The following is a 24,359-nucleotide window of genomic DNA, read 5'->3' on the forward strand; positions in this document are numbered from 1 at the left end:
GCTCGTTTTTAACGGGAGGTCTCATTGGATTGGAACAAGTGGGTTCGGCAAATTCATCGCTGGCTGTCGATCATCTTTACGCTGACCGTCATCGCCAACTTCGTTGCCATGGCATTGGGGCAGCCGCCCGCCTGGATTGTCTATTCGCCGCTTTTGCCGCTCTTCTTGCTCCTGTTCAGCGGCTTGTACATGTTCGTGCTGCCGTATGCCGCCAAAGGAAACGGCAGGGAACGCGCGGGCGCATAGGAATGGGCAGAATGGCCAAGACGCAGAGGCAATCGACCAAGGTCGCGGCCAAGGCTGCACCAGTCCAGCTGTCGGGCGGCAACCCGCAAATCGCGAAGGGGGACGGCGACGCGCCGGTGCAGGCCTATATCGCTGCAATGCCGGGCTGGAAACGCGGCCTCGGCGAGCGCCTCGACGCACTCATCGTGCGCAATGTGCCTGATGTACGCAAAGCCGTGAGATGGAATTCGCCGTTCTACGGCATCGAGGGCCAAGGCTGGTTCGTGACGTTCCATGTCCTGACCCACTATGTGAAGGTGACTTTTTTCAGCGGCATGTCGTTGCGGCCGGTCCCGCCGGCGGCACGGCGAAAAGCAGGGACGCACGCTGGATCGACATCCGCGAACACGACGCGTTCGACGAGGCGCAGATGGCGGACTGGGTGAAGCAGGCCGCCGCCCTGCCCGGCTGGATCCCTTAGCCGCGCCAGCGGATTGATTGAAGCCTGCCAGCACAATTCAAACCACGCCCTTCCGACAGGGTGGACAGAGGAGAAATAGCGATGAAGATCAAGCTGACCAGCGTCTATGTGGACGACCAGGAAAACGCGCTGCGCTTCTATACTGAAGTGCTCGGCCTCACCAAGAAGGCCGACTTCAGCAATGGACCCTATCGCTGGCTGACCGTGGCTTCGACCGACGAGCCCGATGGAACCGAGCTGCAACTCGCGCTCAACGACAACCCCGCCGCCAAGGCCTATCAGCAAGCCATCTTCAAGCAAGGCCAGCCAGCCGTCATGTTCTTCACTGACGACGTCAAGGGTGACTACGAACGCATCAAGGCGAGCGGCGGCGAGTTCACCATGCCGCCGACCGAGGTGACCGGCTCGACCATCGCCCAGTTGAACGACACGTGCGGCAACCTCGTTCAGATCACCCAGCTGGCGCGCTGGTAAAGCGCGGCAAACAAAACGCGTCGTGGCAGAGAAAGGCACGCAATGATTCCATCGCAACAGATCGACCAGCTGATCGCGGGCCTCACGGACTGGCGTGGCAAGACGCTCGCCAGCGTCCGCAGGAGCATTCTTGAAGTCGATGGCGAGATCATCGAGGAGTGGAAGTGGATGGGAAGCCCGGTGTGGTCCCGCGACGGAATGATCGCCGTCGGCAACGCCCACAAGGACAAGGTGAAACTGACCTTTTCCCACGGTGCCGGCCTGCCGGATCCCGGCAAGCTCTTCAACGCGGGGTCGGACGGCAAGGTGTGGCGTGCGATCGACCTTTTCGAGGGCGATGAGCTCGATGAGCGCGCGCTGAAAGACCTCGTCCGGGCCGCCATCGATTACAACCAGGCCAAAAAGCAGAAGAAAGCGCTGGCGAAGGCACGGAAGTAGCATCGTCGCCATTTTTGGCGCCTTAGGCCGCTTGTCCGGCGACCCAGCCCGACGACCACGCCCACTGGAAATTATAGCCGCCCAGCCAGCCCGTGACATCGACGACTTCGCCGATGAAAAACAGGCCCGGCACGGATTTCGCCTGCATCGTCTTCTGGTCGAGCCCGTTGGTGCCGACCCCGCCAAGCGTCACTTCAGCGGTACGGTAGCCCTCCGAACCGGCCGGCTTGATGCGCCAGTCATTGACCGCCGCGGCGATGGTTTTGATCTCAGCATCCGAAAGATCGGCGAGGTTGCCGTCGATCCCGGTGCGCTCGGCGATCGACTGTGCAAGCCGTTTCGGCAGATGATTTGCCAGCACGGTCTGCACGGCTTGCCGCCCATTGCCGCGCTTGGCGGTGCGAATGAGGTCCGCCACGTCGGCTTCCGGCAGCATGGCGATGCGGATTTCGTCGCCTTCGCGCCAATAGGACGATATCTGCAGGATGGACGGTCCGCTGACGCCGCGATGCGTGAACAGCATTGCTTCGGAAAACCGTGTCTTGCCACAGGCGACTTCCGCTTCGACGGCGTTGCCGGCCAGGGGCGCCAGCCGCTCGAGCGTTTTTGCGTCGAAGGTCAGCGGCACCAGCGCCGGCCGCGTTTCGACAATGGCAAGACCAAACCGTTCGGCAAGCTCGTAGCCGAAGCCGGTCGCCCCCATCTTGGGGATCGACTTGCCGCCACACGCCACGACCAGGGACTGGCATGCGACCGTACCGGTGGAGAGGGTGAGCACAAATCCTTCCACGGTTTTGCGGACATCACCGACGTTGGCCGACAGTGCCAGTTCCACGTCCCTGCTCCGCATTTCCGCGACCAGCATGTCGATGATCTGGCGTGCGGAGCCGTCGCAGAACAACTGCCCCAGTGTCTTTTCGTGATAGGCGATGCGGTGGCGTTCGACGAGCGCGATGAAATCGCGCTGCGTATAGCGGCTAAGCGCCGAGATGCAGAAATGCGGATTGCCCGAGAGAAAGTTCTTCGGGCTGGCATGGATGTTGGTGAAATTGCACCGGCCTCCGCCGGAGATGCGGATCTTTTCGCCAGGCATCGCCGCGTGATCGAGGATCAGCACCGAACGCCCGCGCTTGGCCGTCTCCACGGCGCACATCATTCCGGCAGCACCCGCGCCGATGATCACGACATCATAGGATTGCATCAGGCCAAATCGTTCCCGCTGACGGCGCCGTTCAGCAGGCGGCGCCAATCGTGCAGTCTCTAACCGGTCGGTGCGACCGCAGGCAACGTCCCGATCAGTTTTAGATCAGCGTCTCGGCAAAAAGCGTCGTCAACCGCTTCCAGTGGCGCTCGGCACCGATCGCATCGAAGACGCTATGATCCGGCACGCACCAGCCATGCGCCATGCCGACATAGTTCTCGATCACATGGTCGACTTCCGCAACTCGCAGCGCCTCGGCAAGCCGTGCCGACTGCTCAGGCGGGAAACTTCTGTCGATACCGGAGGTGCCGACATAGACACGCGCCTGGATCGAGGCAGCCTTGCGATGCGGGCTGTCGGCGGCATCGCTGGCCAGATTGCCACCATGGAAACTGGCCACCGCCCTTATCTGCTCGGGATAGGTTGCAGCGGCGTTCAATGCCCGTGCGCCGCCCATGCAATAGCCGACCGTGCCGATCGGCCCGGTAACAACTTCAGCAGCCAGCGCATCGAGGAATGCGCCGCTGTCGCTGATGGTCATCGCCTGCGTGGTGCCAGTGACCAGTGCCATCAGCGCTGTCTTGGTCTTTTCCTCGGTAAAGGCGGTCTTGGCGTCGAACGGCCCGTAGGGCGCATTGCGGTAGAACAGGTCCGGCACCAACACTGCATAGCCTTCACCCGCCAACCGTTCCGCCATGCCATCGACTGCAACGCGCGGTCCGAACGCGTCCATATACAGGATGACTCCGGCCTTGGCCGGGGACGTGTTTGCAGCGCGGAAAAGTCCTGCCCTGGCAACGCCATCCCTAGTCTTGATCTGAAGGTCTTGTTTCGTCATCGCCTGCTCCGTTCATCAGATGCGCGATACATATCCGCGTGAGCCGCCAGAACAAGGCGGCAGTCAACATTTCGTGCAGGATCGCCTGACGACTACAGACCGGCGAATGCCGCCATATGAAAAGCCTGGACCTCCGGTGGATAGCGATAGGCCGTGCCATAGGGACAGGCGTTGCGGTCGAGGCAGCCGCCGCTTCGGCACGGTCCGCCATTCGCTCCCAGCACATGCGCCAGACAGGATTGGTAGGCGAAACCTTGTTCGGAATAAGCGTCGACCGGACAGGATTTCAGGCAAGGTTTTTCCACACATGCATCGCAAAGGTGAAGCGGCGTCTCAACGGCTTGAAGAGCAAGTTCTTGCTCGAACAGCAGCGCACCACGATAGGCGTGCCACAGCCCATAGTGCGGATGCATGAGGATGCCGAGTGGAGACGGCTTCAGCCCCTCCGCCCGCATCGCCCATTGCTGAAATGGCAGATAGGGCTTGTCGGACGGTGAAATGGCCCTCGCCCCGAATACCTCCGCCACCGCCCCGATCACTTCACGCGACCAGGTGTCGAGCGGATTGGCGATGGTCGGCGATTGCTTTTCCCGCCATCGCAGGAAATGCGGCCAGGACGCGGCACCCGCCTGCCCCACCAGCAAGACGGCCTTGGAGGGAGCGCCTGACCGGCCCGGTGGCGGCGCTTCGCCCAGCACAAAATTGAACCCGCCACGAAGAACAAGGCTGTTGGCGAGAAGCGCCGCAGCGATACGGTCAACGCTGCCGGCACGCGCAATCATTCCTTCTTGACCGGATCGGAGAATGCGCTCCGCCAGACTTCCTTGTGAATGATGTTGGCGACTTTAGCCCCGCCTGACTCGGGCTCCTTTCAAGTGAAGGCGTCGGGCATCGACCCCTTCTTCTTGGCGATGAAGTCCTTCAAGGCTTCGTCGACGCTCGGATCGAGGTACGGTGCCTCATAGCTTTCCAGCCAGCGGCGGGCGAGTTCGTTGGCGCGCTGCGGCGCGGTCTTCTCGCCCTCGGCCAGCCACTGTTCGTAGGAATTGTTGTCGGCGATGTTGGAGCGGTAGAAGGCAGTCTGGAAATTGGCTTGGGTGTGGTCGCAGCCGAGATAGTGGCTGCCCGGGCCGACCTGGCGGATCGCGTCCATCGCCTGGCCGTTTTCCGACAGGTCGACGCCTTCGGAAAACTTCTGCGTCATGCCGAGCTGGTCGATGTCCATCATGAATTTTTCGTAGCAGGAGGCGAGCCCGCCCTCGAGCCAGCCGGCCGAGTGCAGCACGAAGTTGGTGCCGGCAAGGATGGTCGAGTTCAGCGTGTTGGCACTTTCGTAGGCCGCTTGGGCGTCCGGCACCTTGGACGCACAGAGCGAACCGCCGGTTCGGAATGGCAGGCCGAGGCGACGTGCGAGCTGTGCCGCACCGTAGGACACCAGCGACGGCTCCGGCGTGCCGAAGGTCGGCGCGCCCGATTGCATCGAGATGGAGGAAGCAAAGGTGCCGAACAGCACCGGCGCGCCCGGGCGGATCAACTGCGTGAACGATGCGCCTGCCAGCACCTCGGCCAGAACCTGCGTCAGTGTGCCGGCGACCGTCACCGGGCTCATCGCGCCGGCGAGGATGAACGGCGTGACGATGCAGGCCTGATTGTGGCGCGAATAGACTTTCAGCGCGCCGAGCATGGTCTCGTCGAACACCATCGGCGAGTTGGCGTTGATCAGGCTGGTCAACACAGTGTTGTTTTCGACGAAATCCTCGCCGAACACGATCTTGGCCATGGCGACGGTGTCCTCGGCGCGCTCCGGGGCCGTCACCGAGCCCATGAACGGCTTGTCGGAATATTTGATGTGGCTGTAGATCATGTCGAGATGGCGCTTGTTGACCGGCACATCGACCGGCTCGCACACCGTGCCGCCCGAATGGTGGATCGACGGCGCCATATAGGCGAGCTTTACGAAATTCTGGAAATCCTCGATCGTCGCATAGCGCCTGACGCCGTTGAGATCGCGTACGAACGGCGGACCATAGACCGGCGCAAAGACAGTGGCGTTGCCGCCGATCTGCACCGAGCGCTCGGAATTGCGGGCATGCTGGGTGTAGACGGATGGCGCGGTCTTGAGCAGCGAGCGGCAGAGCCCTTTGGGAAAGTGCACACGCTCGCCCTTGACGTCGGCGCCGGCTTCTTTCCACAGCTGTAATGCTTCCGCGTCGTCGCGGAAGATGATGCCGATCTCCTCGAGCACCGTGTCGGTGTTCTTCTCGATCAGTGCCAGGCCTTCCTCGTCCAGCACCTCATAGACGTTGATCTTGCGCTTGATATAGGTGAGCTGGGTGCCGGGGCCGCCGCCCGAACGTGCTGCACGCCGGGCAGCAGCCCCGCCGCTGGCGGCGCGCCCGCGTCGCGCGTTTGACGCTTCCTGATCGACTGCCGCGTGTTCGCTCATGATCGCTCTTCCCTGAATTTGTTCTTGTCCGGAATCCATTGCGGCAGCGTATCGCCGCTTCTTGCCGGATCGTAGCCATGCACCCTATTCGAAACGGCCCGCCAGCGCCAACGCCTGTCGCAAAATCGACAAGAATTCCAAGAGAGTTACGGTCGCTTTCCTTTTGCGGGAAGTCGCAAATCAGCTATGGATACATGCCCCCAGCGGGTTAGGTATGAACGCGAATATTGTGTGCCTTGCGACGCAGTCGCGATGCCGGCAGGAGCTCGATACAAATGTCCGACGACGAGATCATCCTTTCCGAACTTTCCGACGACGAGTTGGTGCAGCAGATGCACGACGATCTCTATGACGGGCTGAAGGAAGAGATCGAGGAAGGCACCAACATCCTGCTTGAGCGCGGCTGGGTACCTTACAAGGTGCTGACGGAAGCGCTGGTCGAAGGCATGCGCATCGTCGGCGAGGATTTTCGCGACGGCATCCTGTTCGTGCCCGAAGTGCTCTTGTCCGCCAATGCTATGAAGGCCGGCATGTTCATCCTGCGTCCCCTGCTCGCCGCCACCGGCGCGCCGAAGCAGGGCAAGATGGTCATCGGCACCGTCAAGGGCGACATCCATGACATCGGCAAGAACCTCGTCGGCATGATGATGGAAGGTGCAGGCTTCGACGTCATCGACCTCGGCATCAACAATGCGGTCGAGAAGTATCTCGATGCGATCGAGCAGCACCAGCCCGATATCATCGGCATGTCGGCACTGCTGACCACGACCATGCCCTATATGAAGGTCGTCATCGACACGATGAAGGAAAAGGGCATTCGCGACGACTATGTCGTGCTGGTCGGCGGCGCGCCGCTGAACGAGGAATTCGGCAAGGCCGTCGGCGCCGACGCCTATTGCCGCGATGCGGCGGTGGCGGTCGAGACCGCCAAGGACTTCATGAAGCGCAAGCACAACGTTCGCGCTTCGGCGTGATTGGCCAATCCGGCATGGACAATAGAAAAAGCCGCGCCTTGCAGCGCGGCTTTTTTGTTCCCAAGTGGTGGGTGAGGCTGTGTGGAGATCAAGGCTTGGTGACGGTGTCCTTGACCGCCCTGGCCGTCGATTTGACATCCTTGCCGACGCCACGGACGGTGTTCGCACATGCCGTAAGGGCCAGGGCGCAGGCAAGGACGGCTATCGGCGCGATGCGTAACAGTTTCATGGACGGTGTCTCCCTCAATAGGTAAATTAGCCCCGCAGCAACGAAGGCCGGCTCGACTGGTCCCATGGCCAAGATACAAAAAACGAAACCGAATCAAGACGACAGGCTGCTCGTTATCGCCTGTGGGATGATTGCGCGCGAAGTTCTGGCCGTCAAGGAACAGCTCGGACTGGATCACCTCGATCTGACCTGCCTGCCGGCGGAATTCCATTTCTATCCCGACCGCATCGCGCCGGCCATGGACAAGGCCATCGAAAAGGCCAAGGCGGACGGCTACTCACACGTCTTCGTCGGCTATGCCGATTGCGGCACCGGTGGCCTGCTCGACCGGATCTGCGAAAAACACGGCGTCGAGCGCATGGCCGGCCCGCATTGCTTCGCCTTCTATCAAGGCATGGAGGCCTATGCGAAAATCGCTGACGACGACATGATGTCCTTCTACATGACCGATTTCCTGTGCCGCCAGTTCGACGCCTTCTTCATGAAGCCGCTCGGCCTCGACAAGCACCCGGAGTTGATCAAGGACTATTTCGGCAATTACGAGAAGCTGATCTACCTGGCCCAGACCGACGATCCGGAGTTGGATAAGGTGGCGGAAAAAGCCGCAAAATTGCTCGGCCTTGCCTACGAGCGCCGCGCGACCGGCTATGGCGACCTGACGGCCGGAATGGCGCAGGCCGCGGCACACGCCGGCTAGGCTGCTCCCGCTTCCGCCCGCAGCTCCGCAAGCACATCGGCAAAGCTCGTCCTGCAGACGAAACCCAGCCTGTCGGTTGCCCGCGAGGCGTCATAGACGCGGTCGATGGAGGAAAACATCGTCCAGCCTTTTCGCGCGTAGAGCGCCGGAAAATCCGGAAAATAGCGAGCGACGACCGACGGCGCATCGGCGATCAGTGCCGCGCAATCATCGGGCCGGAACGGCGTTGGCGCCGACACGATAAAGATATCGAAACCGAGCTGCGGCGCCTTTTCGAGGGCAAGAATGTGCGCATCGGCCGCGTCCTCCACCGTCAACCGGCGAAACAGCAGTTCATTGGCCTTGGTGTTGGCATCCGACTGCTCGATCGCATGTGCCATGTCGTCGGCTTCGGGAAAGAACCGGGCGGTGCGCAACACCACGACCGGCAGCCCATGCTGGATATGATAGAGGCGGCAAAGATGTTCGGCCGAAAGCTTGGTGACGCCGTAGATGTTGCGCGGCTCGGGCGACATCGCCTCCGTGAGCCAGGCGGCCTTGCGCGCACCACCCTCGAACCCGTCGCGTATCGCCTGCGAAATCATCAGCGAGGTCGTCGACGTGAAGACGAAACGCTCCACGCCGGACACCACCGCTGCATCGAGCAGGTTCAGCGTGCCTTGCACGTTGGCCGCGACAAAATCGCTGTTGGCGCGGTTCTCGATGTTGGGCTTGTGCAGCGCACCGCTGTGGATGATCGCCTCGATCCGGTTGTCGCGGACAGTGCGTAGGACAAGATCACGATCGGCGATCGAGCCGACAATCCGGGTCTCCCTCGATGGAACGGGATCGAGGCCGGTGACATCGTGGCCGAGGGCCCGCAGGCGCGGCGCCAGCGCGCTGCCCAGCCAACCCGACGATCCCGTGAGCAAGATTCGCATTCGTCACACCATGATTTTTGACCGTGACGCTGTTAAGCACGGATGACAGGCGCCAGCGACCCGATAGTTATGCACCAGGTCCGCAGCGGCGCTGCTCGAGACATCAACCGGGAGTCCTCCTATGATCCTTCGTCCACTGCTCGCCGCTGTCGGTCTGCTCTGCTGCACCCTTCCCGCCCTTGCCGATGGTGAGGTGCAGAAACTGATCACCGCCGCCGACAAGACACGGCTGGACAAATATGGCGAGACCCGCAAGGCGGCGCTGGCCGAGGCGAAGGCGGGAGATCCCGCCGAGGTCAAGCAGCTCGACGCCTTGCTGGCAAAACCGCTGGTCGCGTTTTCCGACAAGGACCTGACCGGCAACTGGCAGTGCCGTACCATCAAGGCCGGCGGACCATTGCCGCTCGTGATCTATGGCTGGTTCAAGTGCAAGGTGACCGACGACGGCTCCGGCTGGCGGCTCGAAAAGATCAGCGGCTCGCAGCGAACCCAGGGCCGCTTTTTCGACGATGGCGAGAAGCGCGCCATCTATCTCGGCTCCGGCTCCGTCAACAACGATCGGGCAAAGCCTTATGGCAACGGCCCACAGACCGACCAGGTCGGCTATGCCTTCCGCACCGGTGCCGGCGAATGGCGCATCGAACTTCCCGCGCCCTACTACGAATCGAAGCTCGACATCCTCGAATTCAAGCGCTGAGCGTAGTCATCAAGATTTAACTCCATTCCGGCACAAATCCGGCCAGCATGCGGCAGCCGGCCGCGTGCAAGGCAGGAAAGCGGGCCATGTCTTCACCGGTTGGAACCAGTGCGTCGATCGTCGTCGTGACCGGCGGCGGCCAGCATGTCTGGGCCATGATCAACGCAATCGCCGATCGCGTCGGTCCTGTCAGCGTCATTCTCGAAACCCCTGAATCCAAAAAGCAATTGCTGCGTGGCCGGGCTCGCCGCCAGGGTTGGGTCTCGGCCATGGGCCAGCTTGGCACGATGGTGCTGAGCAGGGTGGGCAAGCGGCTGCTGGCTCGCCATGGCGCGCGATTGATCGCCGAGGAGAGACTGGAGGTTGAGCCGCGACCAGGCCAGGAGATTATCCAGGTGGCCTCGGCCAATGGGCCTGAGTGCCTGCAGGCGATCCAAAAGATCCAGCCAGGCGTCGTGCTGCTCAACGGTTGCCGACTGATCTCGGCCGAGATGCTGCGCAAAATGCCTTGCCCGGTGCTCAACTATCATGCCGGCATCACACCGAAATATCGCGGCATGAATGGCGGCTATTGGGCTCTGGCATCAGGTGATGCGCAGAATTTCGGCACCACCGTGCATCTGGTCGATGCCGGCGTCGATACGGGCGCGGTGTTGAAACAGGTGCGCGCTCAGCCCAAACGCGGCGACAGCATTTCGAGCTACGCGCTGCGCCAGGCGGCGTTTTCGCGCGACATCTGCGTCGAAGCGGTCAGCGACGTGCTGGCCGGAAAACTTGCCACCATCGACCCGGGCCTGCCGTCGAAACAATGGTATCACCCCACGATCTGGTTCTACCTCTGGACAGCCCTGAGAACCGGCATCTGGTAGCGCAATCATGATCCGCGATCGGGTGCACCGCGCCGGCTTTTCCGACGCATAGAACCTGCCGCCGGCACACGCCGGAAACGAATAAACGCACCTTTCATTTTACGACATCCGAATGCGTCGCTTTTGAATGCGCGCGCGTCGTCCCATAACAAGCGGCCCAACTGCGCTTCCGGCAATGCTCGCTCCATCGAGGAGTGAGAATTCATGGCCGATCTGATCGTCGTCTACTGGCGCGACATCCCTGCCCAGGTCATCGTCAAGAAGGGTCGGCAGAACGCCAAGCGCGAACTGCCGCTGCGCTTCACCGAAGCGATCGACATGTGCGCCATGCGCACCGGCGCCGGCGGCACCGACGACTATCTGGCCGAATGGCGCAAGGCCGATCCTGTTCCGGTCGGCGACGACCTCGAAGCCGAGGTCGAGAAAGCGTTCCAGGACATCGACACGACATACGACCGTGAGCGGCTGGTCGCTCTGGTCAAGGCGGGCGGCAAAGAAAATGTCTGACACCCAGCCAACGGTTACCCAAGCCACTCTGGTCAAGAAGGCAGCGCCGAAATCCGACTACAAGCCGGCCGACGTGTCGCCGCAGCGGCGCGTGCAGCGTTCCTTCGCGGTCAGATTATGGTCGGTGCGGCACTCGCGATTGCTCGAATGGTTCTATGCCAGATTCGCCGACATGTTCCTGCTCCTCCACCCCTTGTGGAAGGGCATCGGCTACGGCCGTGTCGAAGGGCCGGTCAAATTTATAGAGAAGCGCGTCAAGGGCTTCATGTTCGACTGCCGCATGTGCGGCCAATGCATATTGTCCTCGACCGGCATGTCCTGCCCGATGAACTGCCCCAAGCAATTGCGCAACGGCCCGTGCGGCGGCGTACGCGCCAACGGCAATTGCGAGGTCGAGCCTGACATGCCCTGCGTCTGGGTCAAGGCCTGGGAAGGCTCGCAGAACATGGTCCACAACGACAGGATCCTGACCGTGCAGAAGCCGGTCGATCAGTCGCTGCGCGAAACCTCGGCCTGGCTGCGAGTTACCGCGCAGGCGGCCGCCGCGCGCGAAGCCGCCGCTGCAGCCAAGAATGGGGCGGCAAACACCGGGGCATCGGCATGATCGGAAGCCAGCGCGACGAGAACCCGGCCGGCATCCATCTGCCGCTCGATCCCCTGCCCGGCCACACCTCGCGCGGCCGGCTGGAACGTGTCCTGCGGCGTGGTGAATTCGCGGTCACGACCGAACTCAACCCGCCCGACAGCGCCGACCCGGAAGACGTCTACAACCGGGCGAAGATCTTCGACGGTTGGGTTGACGCCATCAACGCCGTCGACGCCTCGGGCGCCAACTGCCACATGTCGTCGGTTGGCATCTGTGCGCTTTTGACCCGCATGGGCTATGCGCCGATCATGCAGATCGCCTGCCGCGACAAGAACCGCATCGCCATTCAGGGCGACGTGCTGGGCGGGGCTGCGATGGGCGTCGCCAACATGCTGTGCCTCACCGGCGACGGCGTGCAGGCCGGCGACCAGCCCGGCGCCAAGCCGGTCTTCGACCTCGACTGCATGTCGCTCCTGGAAACCTGCCGCGTCATGCGCGACAACGGCAAGTTCCTGTCCGGCCGCAAGCTGACGACGCCGCCGCAGCTTTTCCTTGGTGCGGCAATCAATCCGTTCGCACCGCCGATCGATTTCCGCCCGCATCGGTTGGGCAAGAAGATCGCCGCCGGCGCGCAATTCGTGCAGAGCCAGTATTGTTTCGACGTGCCGATGTTCCGCACCTACATGCAGAAGGTGCGCGACCTCGGCTATACCGAGCAGTGCTTCATCCTGGTTGGCGTCGGACCGCTGGCCTCGGCCAAGACAGCCAAGTGGATCCGCTCCAACGTGCCGGGCATTCACATCCCCAATTCGGTCATCAAGCGGCTGGAGGGCGCGCAGGACCAGAAGAAGGAAGGCAAGCAGCTCTGCATCGACATCATCAATGAGGTGAAGGAAATCTCCGGCGTCTCCGGCGTCCATGTGATGGCCTATCGCCAGGAGGAATATGTCGCCGAGATCGTCGATGAATCGGGCGTGCTGAAGGGCCGCCAGCCATGGAAACGCGAAATCCGTCGCGACGACCAGATGGTCGCCGACCGGCTCGGGCACATACTGCACGACGACATTACCGAAACGCAGGTGGACATGGTGAAGACCGCGCACTGACGGCGCGGACGAGCACCCGTTCGCTTGAACGAAACCAGACAACGATATAAAGAAATCTTTATATCACGGCGGAGAGAGAATTCATGACCCGGACCATCGTCGCCTCGGCGACACGAGAAATCATCATCGGCTTCGACCAGCCGTTCTGCGTGATTGGCGAACGCATCAATCCAACCGGCCGCAAGAAGCTGGCCGCCGAGATGATCGTGGGCAACTTCGAGACTGTCATCAAGGATGCGCTCGAGCAGGCAGCCTGTGGCGCCACCATGCTCGACGTCAATGCTGGCGTTACCTCGGTCAACCCGAACGAGACCGAACCCGGCCTGCTGGTGCAGACGCTGGAAATCGTCCAGGGCCTGGTCGACCTGCCGCTGTCGATCGACTCGTCGGTCACCGCCGCGATCGAGGCCGCGTTGAAGGTCGCCAAGGGCCGGCCGCTGGTCAACTCCGTCACCGGCGAGGAAGAAAAGCTCGAGGCCATCCTGCCGCTGGTCAAGAAGTACAACGTCCCTGTCGTCGCCATCTCCAACGACGAGACCGGCATTTCGATGGATCCGGATGTGCGTTTCGCCGTCGCCAAGAAGATCGTGCAGCGTTGCGCCGATTTCGGCATTCCCGCGCACGACGTGGTCGTCGACCCTCTGGTGATGCCGATCGGCGCGCTCGGCGATGCCGGCCGCCAGGTGTTCGCGCTGCTGCGTCGGCTGCGCGAAGAGCTCAAGGTGAACACCACTTGCGGCCTGTCTAACATCTCTTTTGGCCTGCCGCATCGCCACGGCATCAATGCCGCCTTCATCCCGATGGTGATCGGCGCCGGCATGACGAGCGCGATCATGAACCCGGTGCGTCCGCAGGAAATGGAAGCCGTACGCGGCGCCAATGTCCTCAACGGCACCGACGAGAACTGCACCAACTGGATTCGCACCTACAAGGACTACAAGCCGGCCGAAGGCGGCCAGGCGGTAGCCGCACCGACGCAAGTCAATGCGCCGGGCGAAGGCGCCGGCAATGGTGGACGTCGCCGTGGCGGCCGTGAAGCCCGGATGGGTCGAGGATAAGCGCGCAATCGTGGACTGTCCTGTAAACCTCACCGAACCGATCGTGCAGATGATGCCGTCGGGACGGTGTGCGTTTCGGTCAGGCCATGCCCAAAATGGCGTCGAACAGCACCATTCCCGCCCACGACCCAAAAATGCCGGTCAGCCCGCCGACAATGAAGTCGTCGTCGGCGGCCGGCCAGAACCCGTGGAGCAGCAATGCTCCGACAATCGCGCCGACAATACCGGACGCCAGATATTGCGGATTGCGCAGCCATGGGCCGCGCAGCAGGCGCACCATGGTAAAAGCGGTTGTTATGGCGGACAGGAGGAGATCGGACATGATTGGCCTCTGGACCATCAAACATTCCGCCCAATAGCGAAACGATCCGTTAAACGGCATCGACAATCGTCATCGAGACGCGTGCAAGCATGAATTCACCTGCCAACATCACCGATCCGCTCGTGCTGTTCATGCCGTCGGGCAAGCGCGGGCGGTTTCCTGTCGGCACGCCGGTGCTCGATGCCGCGCGCCAGCTCGGCGTCTATGTCGAAAGCGTCTGCGGCGGACGCGCTACCTGTGGGCGCTGCCAGATCGAAGTGCAGGAAGGCAATTTCGCCAAGCACAAGATCGTCTCCTCCAACGACCACATCTCGCCCAAGGGCGCCAAGGAAGAGCGCTACGAGCGCGTGCGCGGCCTGCCCGAACGGCGCCGCCTCTCTTGCTCGGCGCAGATCCTCGGCGACCTCGTCATCGACGTGCCTCAGGACACGGTCATCAACGCGCAGACCATCCGCAAGGATGCCGACACCAGGGTGATCGCCCGCGATGCGGCAATCCGCATGTGCTATGTCGAAATCGAAGAGCCCGACATGCATAAGCCGCTCGGGGATCTCGACCGCCTCAAGATCGCCCTGATGAAGGACTGGAACCTCAAGAGCCTGGACTTCGATTTTTATCTCTTGCCGCAAGTGCAAGGCATTCTGCGCAAGGGCAGCTGGACCGCCACCGCTGCCATCTGCAAGGATGCCGACTCGGAGACCGCACGCGTCATCGCTTTGTGGCCGGGCCTTAAGAACGAAGCCTATGGGTTGGCCTGCGATATCGGCTCGACCACCATTGCCATGCATCTGGTGTCGCTGCTGTCGGGCCGCGTCGCCGCCTCGTCGGGCACGTCGAACCCGCAGATCCGCTTCGGCGAGGACCTGATGAGCCGGGTCTCCTACGTGATGATGAACCCCGACGGTCGCGAAGGCATGACGGTCGCCGTGCGCGAAGCGATCTCCGGCCTGGTCGACAAGGTCTGTGCCGAAGGCAATGTCCACCGCAACGACATCCTGGATTCCGTCTTCGTCGGCAATCCGATCATGCACCATCTGTTCCTCGGCATCGACCCGACCGAGCTTGGCGGCGCGCCTTTCGCACTAGCGGTTTCAGGCGCGGTGCACGTCAAGGCATCCGATATCGGCCTGAAGCTCAACCAGGGCGCCCGGCTCTACATGCTGCCTTGCATCGCCGGCCATGTCGGCGCCGATGCGGCGGCGGTGACGCTGTCGGAAGGCCCGCATCGCCAGGACGAGATGATGCTGATCGTCGACGTCGGCACCAATGCCGAGATCGTGCTTGGCAACCGCACGCGCGTCGTCGCTGCCTCCTCGCCCACCGGCCCCGCCTTCGAGGGCGCGGAAATCTCCGGCGGCCAGCGCGCCGCGCCCGGTGCCATCGAGCGCGTGCGCATCGACCCCGACACGCTGGAGCCGAAGTACCGCGTCATCGGCTCGGAATTGTGGTCCGACGAGGCGGGCTTCCTCGACAGCGTGCAGGCGACCGGCGTCACCGGCATCTGCGGTTCCGGCATCATCGAGGTCGTCGCGGAGATGTATCTCACCGGCATCATCTCCGAGGACGGCGTCATCGACGGCGGACTTGCCGCCCGCTCGCCGCGTGTCACCGCCAATGGCCGCACCTTCTCCTACGTGCTGAAGGAGGGCGAGCCGAAGATCACCATCACCCAGACCGACGTGCGCGCCATCCAGCTCGCCAAGGCAGCGCTTTACGCCGGCACAAAGCTGTTGATGGAAAAGCAGAACACCGATCATGTCGACCGCATCCATTTCGCCGGCGCCTTCGGTTCCTTCATCGATCCGAAATACGCCATGGTGCTGGGCCTGATCCCGGACTGCGATCTCGACAAGGTTTCGGCCGTCGGCAACGCCGCCGGTGCCGGTGCGCGCATGGCGCTGCTCAACCGCGGCTATCGCCGCGAAATCGAGGACACGGTCAGCAAGATCGAGAAGATCGAGACCGCGCTGGAACCGAAATTCCAGGAGCATTTCGTCTACGCCATGGCGCTGCCCAACAAGGTCGATCCGTTCCCGAAACTGTCGGCGGCGGTGAAACTGCCGCCGCGCAAGACGGTCAGCGAGGACGGTGTCGCCGGCGACGCCGCTCCGCGCCGGCGTTCGCGCGAGGGCCACGCCGCCCGGCGCGGCCGGGAATAGGCGGGCGCGCCCAGGTCGCCAGCCTCTCCAACTCATTGTATGCAAATGTTTCCGGATCTGCCGATTCGGAAACCGAAGCGTTGTTTTCGTGAAATCCGCTGGAAACATGCGCGGCGCATTTAGGCCGGCGTCGAAGGCCGGTCGGAAATGTCTTCCTGCCGCAGTGACCTTCCGGAGGAAACCAAAATGTCGATGTTCGAAAGCCTCGGCCGTTATGGTGCGGCCATCAAGTTTGCCCACGACAGGAAGAAGTCGATCCGGGCCATGAACAGCTTGCCGCCGCATGTCCAGAAGGACATTGGTTGGCCGGCATCGCCGCCGAACGACCCGCAGGCCGCGCTCATCTCGCTGCTTCTGGGGACGGCGCGCTGATGACATTCACCGACAAATGCAAACTGCTCGTCAGGCGTCGGAGCCCCCATGCGGCCTCGGCGCCTGGCAACGCTCGGCTGCGCGCCGCGCTTCTGCTGCGGCGTTGATCGTCGGCGCAAGCACCACGGCGCGGATCACACCACCGTGTAGACATAGCGTATAACTTGACATTTTCGGCCACGGCACGATCTTCGCGAGAGAGGGGAATTCTCTTAGTCGGCTGCCGCCGAAGTTCGTGTATCCGCATGCCAAGTTTGAAAAGCCACGTCGTGTCCTTCGTGCTCCGGTACAGCCGCAAGAAGGCGTTTTCCAGCCCGGAAAACCTGCAGCGGTGGATCGCAGCCGCGCGCAAGACCGAGACCCACCAGCCGCCCCCCTCACTGCATCAGCGTCTCGACATCCAGATGCATACGGTCGATGGCTTCCCCGTCTATGAAATCGCACCCAAGGCCGGCGAGCAGAAGCGGATGCTTTATCTGCACGGCGGCGCCTATGTCTTTGAAATCACGCCCTATCACTGGCACCTGATCGCCGACATGGCCGACCGGCTGGGCTACGGCATCACCGTGCCGATCTATCCCATCGCTCCCGAACACGATTTCCACGCCATGTTCGGCATGGTCGGCGACGTCTACCGCCAGATGCTCGACGAGACGGAGGCCGAGGATATCGTCTTCATGGGCGATTCCGCCGGCGGCAACATGGCCGTCGTACTGACCATGATGGCCGCGGAACAGGCCCTGCCCCTGCCGTCGCGCCATGTGCTGATTTCGCCCGGCCTCGACATGTCGCTTTCCAACCCCGAAGTGTTCGAGGCCGAACGCCGCGACCCCTGGCTGGGCATTTCGGGTGGGATGGAGGCTGTCCGGCTCTACAGCGCCGGCTTCGATCGCAGCGACTGGCACATCAGCCCGCTCTATGGCGACCTCTCGGTGCTGCCTAAAACGCTGCTCCTAACCGGCTCGCACGACCTCCTCAGTCCTGACAATCTGATCTTCGCGCAAAAGGCGCGCGCCGTCGGCGTCGAGGTCGAGGTCGTCTACGAGGAAGGTATGTTCCACGTTTGGCCACTGATCGACATGCCTGAAGCACGGCGGGCGCGCGACAGCATCGTGACCTTCCTGGCCGGGGAAAAAACCTTTGGTCAAGCCGAGATCGAGGCGATCACCTGGTCGGTCAAGGCTTCATCTAGCGAACCATTCAACACCGGATTGGCCAGCACGAAAATTGCTTCCACTATCTCTTCATCTCGCTCTGGCTGGTAGTCAATATCTTCCCTGCATTCGATCAGATCTGCCCAGGCCTCCACGTCCGCAGCGATGAGCTCTCCTTCCTGGAACCGTCGGAGCACACTCAAAATATGATCAGTGGTCAGGACGACCACTGGCGTCTCGGACCAACCCAGGTCGCTTACGTTTGCAGCCAGAACATCAATCGGCTTCCCACATGTGATAAGATCGCTGAGCACTGAAACGCGGTTCACAGCCGGCGTATCAGAACTTGCCGGTTTCCCGGAACACTTCGAAGGTCGCGCGGATATGGTCGGCAACGGCCTTGACCGGCGCGCTGGCGTCCGGCGCCACCACCATCGCCAGATTGTAAGTGCCGATGTCGGGCATCCCGTCCTTCGGGCAGAGTTCGACCATGTCGTTGCCGAGGAATGACTTCGGCAGCGGCGCCACGGCGAGATCGGACATGATCGCGGCGCGCTGGCCGGCCGTGTGCGCACTCATATAGGCGATGCGATAGTTGCGGCCTTCGCGTCCAAGCGCCTCAAGTGCGCCGGCCCGCCAGGCGCAGCCCTCTTCCCAGAGCGATACCGGCAAGGGTTCGCGCAGATGCGCGCAGCCGCCCTTGGCACCGGCCCAGACGATCGGCTCGGTGAGCAGCACCTCGGCGCCGAGCGCACTGGTCTTGTAGGAGTTGGTCAAGAGCGTGATGTCGAGCGCCCGGTCGTCCATGCGCCGGCGCAGATTGCTGCTCTGGTCGATGGTGACATCGACGGCGATCGACGGATGCGATTGCGCAAAACGCTTCAGCACATGCGGCAGCACGCGCTCGCCATAGTCATCCGGCGAGCCGAGCCGGACAACGCCGACAATCTCGGGAATGATGAACTTCGACACCACCTCGCGGTTGATCGACAGCAGCCTGCGGGCATAGCCGAGCAGCATTTCGCCATCCGTGGTGAGCGACACCGAGCGGGCGTCGCGCGCGAACACCGAGCGGCCAAGAATGTCCTCCAGCTTCTTGATCTGCATGGAGACAGCCGACGGCGTGCGGAAGACGGCATTGGCGGCGGTGGTGAAGCTGCCTGTCTCGGCAATCGCCACGAAAGTGCGCAAAACGTCGAGATCGAGCAGTGGCAGTGGATGATTGAGTGGGGCGTTCATGGGAAGCGACCTTCAATTTTTCTGATACAAAGCATCATTCCATTTCGTTTGATTGAACATCAGATTGGGAGGATAGTCAACACCATCGAGGCAGGACGCATTGGAAGTGGCCACGAAACGACCACGACACAAACCTGCAATCGACATGAAATGCAGTTGAAACAAAAGCGACGTAACCAACTCACCGTCTGGCATCCGCCAGCACCAAAGGAGAAAGAAATGTCTATCCTGTCGTCCATCGGTCGGATCGCGACCGAATTCAGCGCAGCCCGCGCCCGCTACCAGACCGAACGTGCCATCCACTCCCTGCCGATCGAACTGCAGAAGGACATTGGCTGGCCTGAAGCTGCCGACACCAAGACCGGGGTTCGCAACGGCGTCGGATCGTGGGCTGGAGCAAAGTAAATCGTGTGTACCATGTGCTGAAGGCCTGCCGCGCAAGCCGCCCGGCAGGCCTTCTTTGTTTTATTTGTATTCAAATGAGTTTTGGAGCCATGTCGCCAGCGCATGACGCATATGAGCAAGCCGCATAGCGACCCGGCTTCCCAATTAGTCCCTTGTAAACAATCGTAAATTTCGAGCATGTTGCCCAAGATTGTCGCAATCGGTGTCGCATTTCATAACAAGCGCTTCGCTTTTGCGATTTAGTTTTTGCTTACACAAGCCTATATCAGCGTCAGCAAACGAGCTGCCCCACTCCATCAAGCGAAGGCGACCCGTCTGAGCAACCGAATGGAGATGATCATGAAGCTTTTTGCCCGCCTTTTCGCCCGCCGTGAAATGAACCTGACCACCGCTCTCGAGCGTCAGCGCCTTGCCAACACCATGCCCGGCCAGACCGGCGCGATGGCTGCGGCGCGCCTCGGCTTCGTCGCCTGAACTTTTCTTGCAGGCAGCGCTTCCCTGCCGCTGCTTTAAAACTGCAACGCCGCCTGGTTCCTCCCAAGGCGGCGTTTTTGTTTTCGCCGCAAGGCGTGATCTGCCTGTTCCTGAACAGTTGGGCGTCGCGTGCAGGCCTCGCTGAACACCCGATTGCCCATTTGCGACCCATGTCGCAAATTTAATCGTGTCCTGGCCGCGTAGCCGATTGACAGACATGGTTTTTCCTGATGTCGCTATGCTAATCGCGACATCCTGTTCGCGTCATGGCTGCGTGAGGTTCCCTTGAACGCCGTAAAGCATCCGATCAAGCGATCGTTTGTATTCTTTCTTATTCCCGATTTCACCATGATCGCGTTTGCGACCGCGCTCGACCCGTTGCGCTCGGCTAACCGCATGCTTGGCTATGAGGCCTATCGCTGGCGCCTCGCCAGCATCGACGGCAAGCCGGTGCGCGCCTCGAACGGGGTCGAATGCGCGGTCAACACGTCGCTGGAGGAAGAGCGCAAGAAGATGGCGGGCCCTGACCGGCCGAACATGGCCATCGTCTGCAGCGGCGTCAATGTCGAGCGCTATCAGAACAAGTCGGCCTTCGCCTGGCTGCGCGAGGAGTACAATCGCGGCGTCGCCGTCGGCGGTCTGTGCACGGGCGCGCATATCCTTGCCGCCGCGGGACTGCTGTCCAACAAGCGCTGCGCCATTCACTGGGAGAACCTGCCGGGCTTTTCCGAGGCTTTTCCGAAGGCCAATGTCTTTGCCGACCTTTTCGAGATCGACCAGAACATCTACACCTGCGCCGGCGGCACCGCGGCACTCGACATGATGCTGAAGCTGATCGGCGACGATTTCGACGAGAACCTCGTCAACCGCGTCTGCGAGCAGGTGCTAACCGACCGCGTGCGCAGCCCGACCGACCGCCAGCGCCTGCCGCTGCGTGCCCGCCTCGGCGTGCAGAACTCGAAGGTACTGACCATCATCGAGCTGATGGAGGCGAACCTGTCCGAGCCGCTGTCGCTGATCGAGATCGCCGACCATGTCGACCTGTCGCGCCGCCAGATCGAGCGGCTGTTCCGCACCGAGATGGGACGGTCCCCTGCCCGCTACTATCTGGAAATCCGGCTCGACCGCGCCAGGCATCTGCTGATCCAGTCGTCGATGCCGGTGGTCGAGGTGGCGGTCGCCTGCGGCTTCGTCTCGGCCTCGCATTTCTCCAAATGCTACCGCGAACTCTATGCCCGCTCGCCGCAGCAGGAGCGCGTCGACCGCAAGCAGTTGCTGGCGGCCTGAGCCGGCCATCAAGGTTGCCTAGGCGCTCTGCGTCTGCGCCGTGCGCATCGCTTCGACGCGGATATCCTCGGTCAGCCGCGCCTTCAGCGCCGAGAATTCCGGGCTGGTCTTCAGCGTGTAGTGGCGCGGATGCGGCAGGTCGATGGCGAGATCCGACTTGATGCGACCGGGCCGCGCCGTCATCACGATCACGCGCGACGCCATGAAGATCGCCTCCTCGATGTCGTGGGTGACGAACAGCACCGTTTTCTTGCGACGCTCCCAGATGCCGAGCAGCAGCTCCTGCATCAACCCGCGCGTCTGATTGTCGAGCGCGCCGAACGGCTCGTCGAGCAATAGGATCTCGGGATCGTTGGCCAGCGCGCGGGCGATAGCCGTGCGCTGCTGCATGCCGCCAGAAAGCTGCTTCGGCCAATGGTTCTCGAACCCTTTCAGGCCAACGAGATCGACATAGGAAGCAACGATCCCGTCCCGCTCCTTTTCGGCCATGCCGCGTTCGCGCAAGCCGAAGGCGATATTCTCGGCCACCGTCAGCCAGGGAAACAGCGTGTAGGACTGGAAGACCATGCCGCGATCCGGCCCCGGACGGGTCACCGCCTTGCCGTCGAGCAGCACCCGGCCTTCACTTGGGGCTTCCAGGCCGGCGACAATTCTGAGTAGCGTCGACTTTCCGCAGCCCGATGGACCGAGGATGGTGATGAAGTCGTTGGCCGCGACCGCCAGGTCGACCGGCATCAGCGCCTTGACCGGCTCCCCGCCGCGCACGCCGGCGAACGTTCGCGAAACGCCCTCGATGAGAAGCTTACTCACGCCAGGCTCCACGGAAAGAGCCAGCGGTTGAAGGCCTTGAAAGCGAAATCGGACAACAGTCCGATCAGCCCGATGACGATGATGCCGAAGATGATCTGCCCCGTCGCCAGTCGCGACTGGCTGTTGATGATCATGTAGCCGATGCCGGAGGACGAGCCGATCAGCTCGGCGACGATGACATAGGTCCAGGCCCAGCCGAGCACCAGCCGCAACGTCTCGGCGATCTCCGGCGCATTGGCCGGCATGATCACACGGCTGACGATGCCGTTGTTGGTGGAGCCCAGCGTATAGGCAGCCTCGACCAGGTCGCGCCGCGTGCTGCCGACCTTGACCGCGATGATCAGGATGATCTGGAACACCGAGCCGACGAAGATGACGAGCAGTTTTTCCAGTTCGCCAATGCCGGCCCACAGGATGAGCAGCGGAATGAAGGCCGAGGCCGGCAGGTAACGGGCAAAGGAGATGAAGGGCTCAAGAAACGCCTCCACCGGCTTCCAGGCGCCCATGGCAATACCGAGCGGCACCGCGACGACCGAGGCCAGCAGGAAGCCGCCGAAGACCCGCCAGATGGTGATCAGTATGTCGAGCCAGAAACGATCCTCGACGAGCAGCCGCCAGCCATCCCGCAGCATCGACAGCGGATCGGCGAGGAAGATGCGATTGACGTGGCCGCCAAGCGTGATCCATGCCCAGAAGGCAACGAACAGCACGAAGAAGGAAATGCCGAGCACGGTTCGGATGCCCGGCGAGACTGGATGCAAGGGGCGCATGTTCAAATCGTCCCCATCTTCAAATCGTCACTTGTCTAGGAGAAAACGGCGGCGCCGAGCGCCGCCGCGAGATGGCCGAAGGCCGGACTGTCAGTTCGACACCGCGCTGGTGTCGGCCAGCGTGGTGACGTCGGGCGCTTCCTTGATCAGCCCCATCTGCAGCAGGAGATCGCCGGCGGTCTTGGAAAAGTCCTGGAATTCCTTGGTGAAGAACTGCTTGTTCGCGGCCTTGTCGGCCCATTTCAGGTACTTCGCCGAATCCTCGAATTCCTTGGCCGACTGCTTCACGTCGGCGCCCATGATCTCGTAGGACTTCTGCGGATCGTTCTTGATCAGGTCGAGCGCTTCGAAATAGCTGTCGGCCAGCGCCTTGGCGGCATCGGGATTGGCCTTGAGGAATTCGGGCGTGCAGCCGACCGTGTCGAGCACCATCGGGTAGTCGAGCGTCGTCGCCAGGATGTGGCCCTGGTCGGACTTGTCGCGCACCGCCGAGATGAACGGCTCATAGGTGACGGCGGCGTCGTTCTGGCCGGCGAGGAAGGCCTGCGCCGCCGCATCCGGCTCCAAATTGACGACGGTGACATCCTTGGTCGACATGCCGTTCTTGTTCAGCACCCAGGCAAGCATGAAGTAGGGCGATGTGCCCGGTGCCGAAGACGCGACGTTCTTGCCCTTGAGATCGGCGACAGTCTTGATGTCGTTGCGGGCGACGATGCCGTCGGCGCCATAGGACTTGTCGAGCTGGAAGATCTGCTTGGTGGTGACGCCGCTGGCATTCCAGACAAGCCAGGTCTCGACCGTGGTGGCGGCGCATTGCAGGTCGCCGCTGGCGATGGCGAGCGGCCGGCTCGCTTGCGGCACCTTCTTCAAGGTCACGTCGAGCCCGTGCTTCTCGAACAGGCCTGCCTGCTTGGCAAGCGTCAGCGGCGCGAAGCCGGTCCAGCCGCTGATGCCGATGGTGACCGATGTGGCGGCCATCGCCGGTGCGGACAAGCCAGCGGCAAGTGTCAATGTTGCGGCAAGAACAGCGATCCTGGTCATGTCAGTTCCCCTTTTGTTTTCTCTAAGGAAATTGTCTCACAGACACCAATCGGCTTGTCAATGAACAGGATGGTGAGGCCCAGGCGGACCGGGCGCCCAAAACCCTACTGGATCGCCAGCCTGCCGTCGAAACGGCATCAGCCGCCAGAAATCCGGCATGCCTTCAGTAGTCGTCGCAATAACACTCCGCCGACGAGATGCGATCGTTCCACTCGCTGCCGCCGAAATTACGGACCCTGCGCCTGATCTCGATCGAACGGCCGCCCATCCGCGAATCCTCATAGGCAACGAGCGTGCAGCCACGGCGGACGATCACCGACGATACGCGGTCGTTCCAGAACTGACCGCCGCGAAAATTCACGGGATCGTCGGACCCCATGCCAATAGACCGCCCGCGAAAATTTGCGTGCTCGAACATGATGCAGGCGGGCTCATCATTGTATTGGGCGCTGGCGCCGTCAGCAAAAAGCACGGATGCGACTGCAGTCAGGATGGCAAGACGTTTCATCTGGTGTTTCCTCGGCTCTGACCGCGGCCCCCGCCGCCCGATCGCGCGGCCTCGCCAGTTTGCCATTGCTTC

Annotated in this window: 29 protein-coding genes and 1 pseudogene; 17 read left to right on the plus strand and 13 right to left on the minus strand. The window is 62.1% G+C overall.

Going from position 1 to position 24,359, the window contains the following annotated elements:
- Window positions 1–24 precede the first annotated feature (24 nt).
- The 4 genes and pseudogenes from AC07FD_RS11435 to AC07FD_RS11450 all read left to right on the plus strand — a co-directional run bounded on the left by AC07FD_RS11435 (window position 25) and on the right by AC07FD_RS11450 (window position 1,618).
- Complete coding sequence (locus AC07FD_RS11435) at window positions 25–246, plus strand: hypothetical protein (protein ID WP_478349938.1); 222 nt, start codon at window positions 25–27, stop codon at window positions 244–246.
- Between the two features lie 2 nt (window positions 247–248).
- Window positions 249–706 (plus strand): annotated as a pseudogene (locus AC07FD_RS11440) (DUF1801 domain-containing protein).
- 81 nt (window positions 707–787) lie between these two features.
- Window positions 788–1,180 (plus strand): VOC family protein, encoded by a 393-nt coding sequence (locus AC07FD_RS11445; protein ID WP_478349939.1) that lies wholly within the window; start codon window positions 788–790, stop codon window positions 1,178–1,180.
- A gap of 42 nt (window positions 1,181–1,222) precedes the next feature.
- The gene (locus AC07FD_RS11450) at window positions 1,223–1,618 is read left to right on the plus strand and encodes a DUF1801 domain-containing protein (protein ID WP_478349940.1); all 396 of its coding nucleotides are present in this window, start codon (window positions 1,223–1,225) and stop codon (window positions 1,616–1,618) included.
- Window positions 1,619–1,640: 22 nt separating this feature from the next.
- On the opposite strand, the gene AC07FD_RS11455 is transcribed toward AC07FD_RS11450, so the two are convergent.
- The 4 genes from AC07FD_RS11455 to AC07FD_RS11470 all read right to left on the minus strand — a co-directional run bounded on the left by AC07FD_RS11455 (window position 1,641) and on the right by AC07FD_RS11470 (window position 6,103).
- Window positions 1,641–2,819 carry a BaiN/RdsA family NAD(P)/FAD-dependent oxidoreductase gene (locus AC07FD_RS11455; protein ID WP_478349941.1) on the minus strand — a complete coding sequence of 393 codons (1,179 nt, stop codon included), beginning with the start codon at window positions 2,817–2,819 and terminating at the stop codon, window positions 1,641–1,643.
- Window positions 2,820–2,919: 100 nt separating this feature from the next.
- Window positions 2,920–3,657 (minus strand): dienelactone hydrolase family protein, encoded by a 738-nt coding sequence (locus tag AC07FD_RS11460; RefSeq protein WP_478349942.1) that lies wholly within the window; start codon window positions 3,655–3,657, stop codon window positions 2,920–2,922.
- Window positions 3,658–3,749: 92 nt separating this feature from the next.
- Window positions 3,750–4,439 carry a hypothetical protein gene (locus tag AC07FD_RS11465; RefSeq protein ID WP_478349943.1) on the minus strand — a complete coding sequence of 230 codons (690 nt, stop codon included), beginning with the start codon at window positions 4,437–4,439 and terminating at the stop codon, window positions 3,750–3,752.
- A gap of 89 nt (window positions 4,440–4,528) precedes the next feature.
- On the minus strand, window positions 4,529–6,103 hold the full coding sequence (locus AC07FD_RS11470; RefSeq protein WP_478349944.1) for a trimethylamine methyltransferase family protein: 1,575 nt from the start codon (window positions 6,101–6,103) through the stop codon (window positions 4,529–4,531).
- Window positions 6,104–6,378: 275 nt separating this feature from the next.
- On the opposite strand from AC07FD_RS11470, the gene AC07FD_RS11475 reads away from it, so the two are divergent.
- The gene (locus AC07FD_RS11475) at window positions 6,379–7,077 is read left to right on the plus strand and encodes a corrinoid protein (RefSeq protein ID WP_027029468.1); all 699 of its coding nucleotides are present in this window, start codon (window positions 6,379–6,381) and stop codon (window positions 7,075–7,077) included.
- Between the two features lie 88 nt (window positions 7,078–7,165).
- Here the strand turns inward: AC07FD_RS11475 and AC07FD_RS11480 are convergent, their stop codons facing one another.
- Window positions 7,166–7,306 carry an EncA/B family entericidin gene (locus tag AC07FD_RS11480; RefSeq protein ID WP_478349945.1) on the minus strand — a complete coding sequence of 47 codons (141 nt, stop codon included), beginning with the start codon at window positions 7,304–7,306 and terminating at the stop codon, window positions 7,166–7,168.
- Window positions 7,307–7,370: 64 nt separating this feature from the next.
- On the opposite strand from AC07FD_RS11480, the gene AC07FD_RS11485 reads away from it, so the two are divergent.
- Complete coding sequence (locus AC07FD_RS11485) at window positions 7,371–8,003, plus strand: DUF1638 domain-containing protein (protein WP_478349946.1); 633 nt, start codon at window positions 7,371–7,373, stop codon at window positions 8,001–8,003.
- Here the strand turns inward: AC07FD_RS11485 and AC07FD_RS11490 are convergent.
- Window positions 8,000–8,923 carry an NAD-dependent epimerase/dehydratase family protein gene (locus tag AC07FD_RS11490; protein WP_478349947.1) on the minus strand — a complete coding sequence of 308 codons (924 nt, stop codon included), beginning with the start codon at window positions 8,921–8,923 and terminating at the stop codon, window positions 8,000–8,002. The genes AC07FD_RS11485 and AC07FD_RS11490 overlap by 4 nt on opposite strands.
- Before the next feature lie 121 nt (window positions 8,924–9,044).
- On the opposite strand from AC07FD_RS11490, the gene AC07FD_RS11495 reads away from it, so the two are divergent.
- The 6 genes from AC07FD_RS11495 to AC07FD_RS11520 all read left to right on the plus strand — a co-directional run bounded on the left by AC07FD_RS11495 (window position 9,045) and on the right by AC07FD_RS11520 (window position 13,746).
- A complete protein-coding gene (locus AC07FD_RS11495; RefSeq protein WP_478349948.1) occupies window positions 9,045–9,620 on the plus strand; it encodes a DUF4893 domain-containing protein in 576 nt (191 codons plus the stop codon).
- Window positions 9,621–9,706: 86 nt separating this feature from the next.
- Window positions 9,707–10,489, plus strand: a complete 783-nt coding sequence (locus AC07FD_RS11500) for a formyl transferase (RefSeq protein WP_478349949.1) — start codon at window positions 9,707–9,709, stop codon at window positions 10,487–10,489.
- 204 nt (window positions 10,490–10,693) lie between these two features.
- Entirely contained in the window at window positions 10,694–10,996 is a 303-nt protein-coding gene (locus tag AC07FD_RS11505) for a virulence factor (protein ID WP_477289258.1), read from the plus strand.
- Window positions 10,989–11,600, plus strand: coding sequence for a methylenetetrahydrofolate reductase C-terminal domain-containing protein (locus AC07FD_RS11510; RefSeq protein ID WP_478349950.1), 612 nt, complete (start codon window positions 10,989–10,991; stop codon window positions 11,598–11,600). The genes AC07FD_RS11505 and AC07FD_RS11510 overlap by 8 nt, the downstream gene beginning before the upstream one ends.
- Complete coding sequence (locus AC07FD_RS11515; protein ID WP_478349951.1) at window positions 11,597–12,688, plus strand: methylenetetrahydrofolate reductase; 1,092 nt, start codon at window positions 11,597–11,599, stop codon at window positions 12,686–12,688. Before AC07FD_RS11510 ends, AC07FD_RS11515 begins: the two co-directional genes overlap by 4 nt.
- An 83-nt stretch (window positions 12,689–12,771) precedes the next feature.
- The gene (locus tag AC07FD_RS11520) at window positions 12,772–13,746 is read left to right on the plus strand and encodes a methyltetrahydrofolate cobalamin methyltransferase (RefSeq protein WP_457153730.1); all 975 of its coding nucleotides are present in this window, start codon (window positions 12,772–12,774) and stop codon (window positions 13,744–13,746) included.
- Window positions 13,747–13,825: 79 nt separating this feature from the next.
- On the opposite strand, the gene AC07FD_RS11525 is transcribed toward AC07FD_RS11520, so the two are convergent.
- Window positions 13,826–14,068: a hypothetical protein gene (locus AC07FD_RS11525; RefSeq protein WP_477228713.1), complete on the minus strand. Its 243-nt coding sequence runs from the start codon at window positions 14,066–14,068 to the stop codon at window positions 13,826–13,828.
- An 89-nt stretch (window positions 14,069–14,157) separates the two neighbouring features.
- Between AC07FD_RS11525 and AC07FD_RS11530 the strand changes: the two genes are divergently transcribed.
- The 3 genes from AC07FD_RS11530 to AC07FD_RS11540 all read left to right on the plus strand — a co-directional run bounded on the left by AC07FD_RS11530 (window position 14,158) and on the right by AC07FD_RS11540 (window position 17,864).
- Window positions 14,158–16,227, plus strand: coding sequence for an ASKHA domain-containing protein (locus AC07FD_RS11530; RefSeq protein WP_478349952.1), 2,070 nt, complete (start codon window positions 14,158–14,160; stop codon window positions 16,225–16,227).
- Window positions 16,228–16,413: 186 nt separating this feature from the next.
- Window positions 16,414–16,599, plus strand: a complete 186-nt coding sequence (locus AC07FD_RS11535; protein WP_184873525.1) for a hypothetical protein — start codon at window positions 16,414–16,416, stop codon at window positions 16,597–16,599.
- 245 nt (window positions 16,600–16,844) lie between these two features.
- Window positions 16,845–17,864, plus strand: a complete 1,020-nt coding sequence (locus AC07FD_RS11540; protein ID WP_478349953.1) for an alpha/beta hydrolase fold domain-containing protein — start codon at window positions 16,845–16,847, stop codon at window positions 17,862–17,864.
- Window positions 17,865–18,092: 228 nt separating this feature from the next.
- Here AC07FD_RS11540 and AC07FD_RS11545 read toward each other — a convergent pair whose 3' ends face one another.
- Window positions 18,093–18,992, minus strand: a complete 900-nt coding sequence (locus AC07FD_RS11545; RefSeq protein WP_095087339.1) for a LysR substrate-binding domain-containing protein — start codon at window positions 18,990–18,992, stop codon at window positions 18,093–18,095.
- A gap of 219 nt (window positions 18,993–19,211) precedes the next feature.
- Here AC07FD_RS11545 and AC07FD_RS11550 point away from each other — a divergent pair, with 219 nt between their 5' ends.
- Window positions 19,212–19,397 (plus strand): hypothetical protein, encoded by a 186-nt coding sequence (locus AC07FD_RS11550; RefSeq protein ID WP_095087335.1) that lies wholly within the window; start codon window positions 19,212–19,214, stop codon window positions 19,395–19,397.
- Window positions 19,398–19,541: 144 nt separating this feature from the next.
- On the opposite strand, the gene AC07FD_RS11555 is transcribed toward AC07FD_RS11550, so the two are convergent.
- Entirely contained in the window at window positions 19,542–20,090 is a 549-nt protein-coding gene (locus AC07FD_RS11555; RefSeq protein ID WP_478350053.1) for a hypothetical protein, read from the minus strand.
- Window positions 20,091–20,219: 129 nt separating this feature from the next.
- On the opposite strand from AC07FD_RS11555, the gene AC07FD_RS11560 reads away from it, so the two are divergent.
- Window positions 20,220–21,158 carry a GlxA family transcriptional regulator gene (locus tag AC07FD_RS11560; protein WP_425352300.1) on the plus strand — a complete coding sequence of 313 codons (939 nt, stop codon included), beginning with the start codon at window positions 20,220–20,222 and terminating at the stop codon, window positions 21,156–21,158.
- A gap of 18 nt (window positions 21,159–21,176) precedes the next feature.
- Here AC07FD_RS11560 and AC07FD_RS11565 read toward each other — a convergent pair whose 3' ends face one another.
- The 4 genes from AC07FD_RS11565 to AC07FD_RS11580 all read right to left on the minus strand — a co-directional run bounded on the left by AC07FD_RS11565 (window position 21,177) and on the right by AC07FD_RS11580 (window position 24,287).
- Window positions 21,177–21,968: an ABC transporter ATP-binding protein gene (locus tag AC07FD_RS11565; protein ID WP_478349954.1), complete on the minus strand. Its 792-nt coding sequence runs from the start codon at window positions 21,966–21,968 to the stop codon at window positions 21,177–21,179.
- Complete coding sequence (locus AC07FD_RS11570) at window positions 21,965–22,738, minus strand: ABC transporter permease (protein WP_478349955.1); 774 nt, start codon at window positions 22,736–22,738, stop codon at window positions 21,965–21,967. Before AC07FD_RS11570 ends, AC07FD_RS11565 begins: the two co-directional genes overlap by 4 nt.
- Window positions 22,739–22,828: 90 nt before the next feature.
- Entirely contained in the window at window positions 22,829–23,779 is a 951-nt protein-coding gene (locus AC07FD_RS11575) for an ABC transporter substrate-binding protein (protein ID WP_478349956.1), read from the minus strand.
- A 163-nt stretch (window positions 23,780–23,942) separates the two neighbouring features.
- Window positions 23,943–24,287 carry a peptidase inhibitor family I36 protein gene (locus tag AC07FD_RS11580; RefSeq protein ID WP_478349957.1) on the minus strand — a complete coding sequence of 115 codons (345 nt, stop codon included), beginning with the start codon at window positions 24,285–24,287 and terminating at the stop codon, window positions 23,943–23,945.
- Window positions 24,288–24,359: the final 72 nt, after the last annotated feature.

It is taken from the genome of Mesorhizobium waitakense, assembly GCF_056431085.1.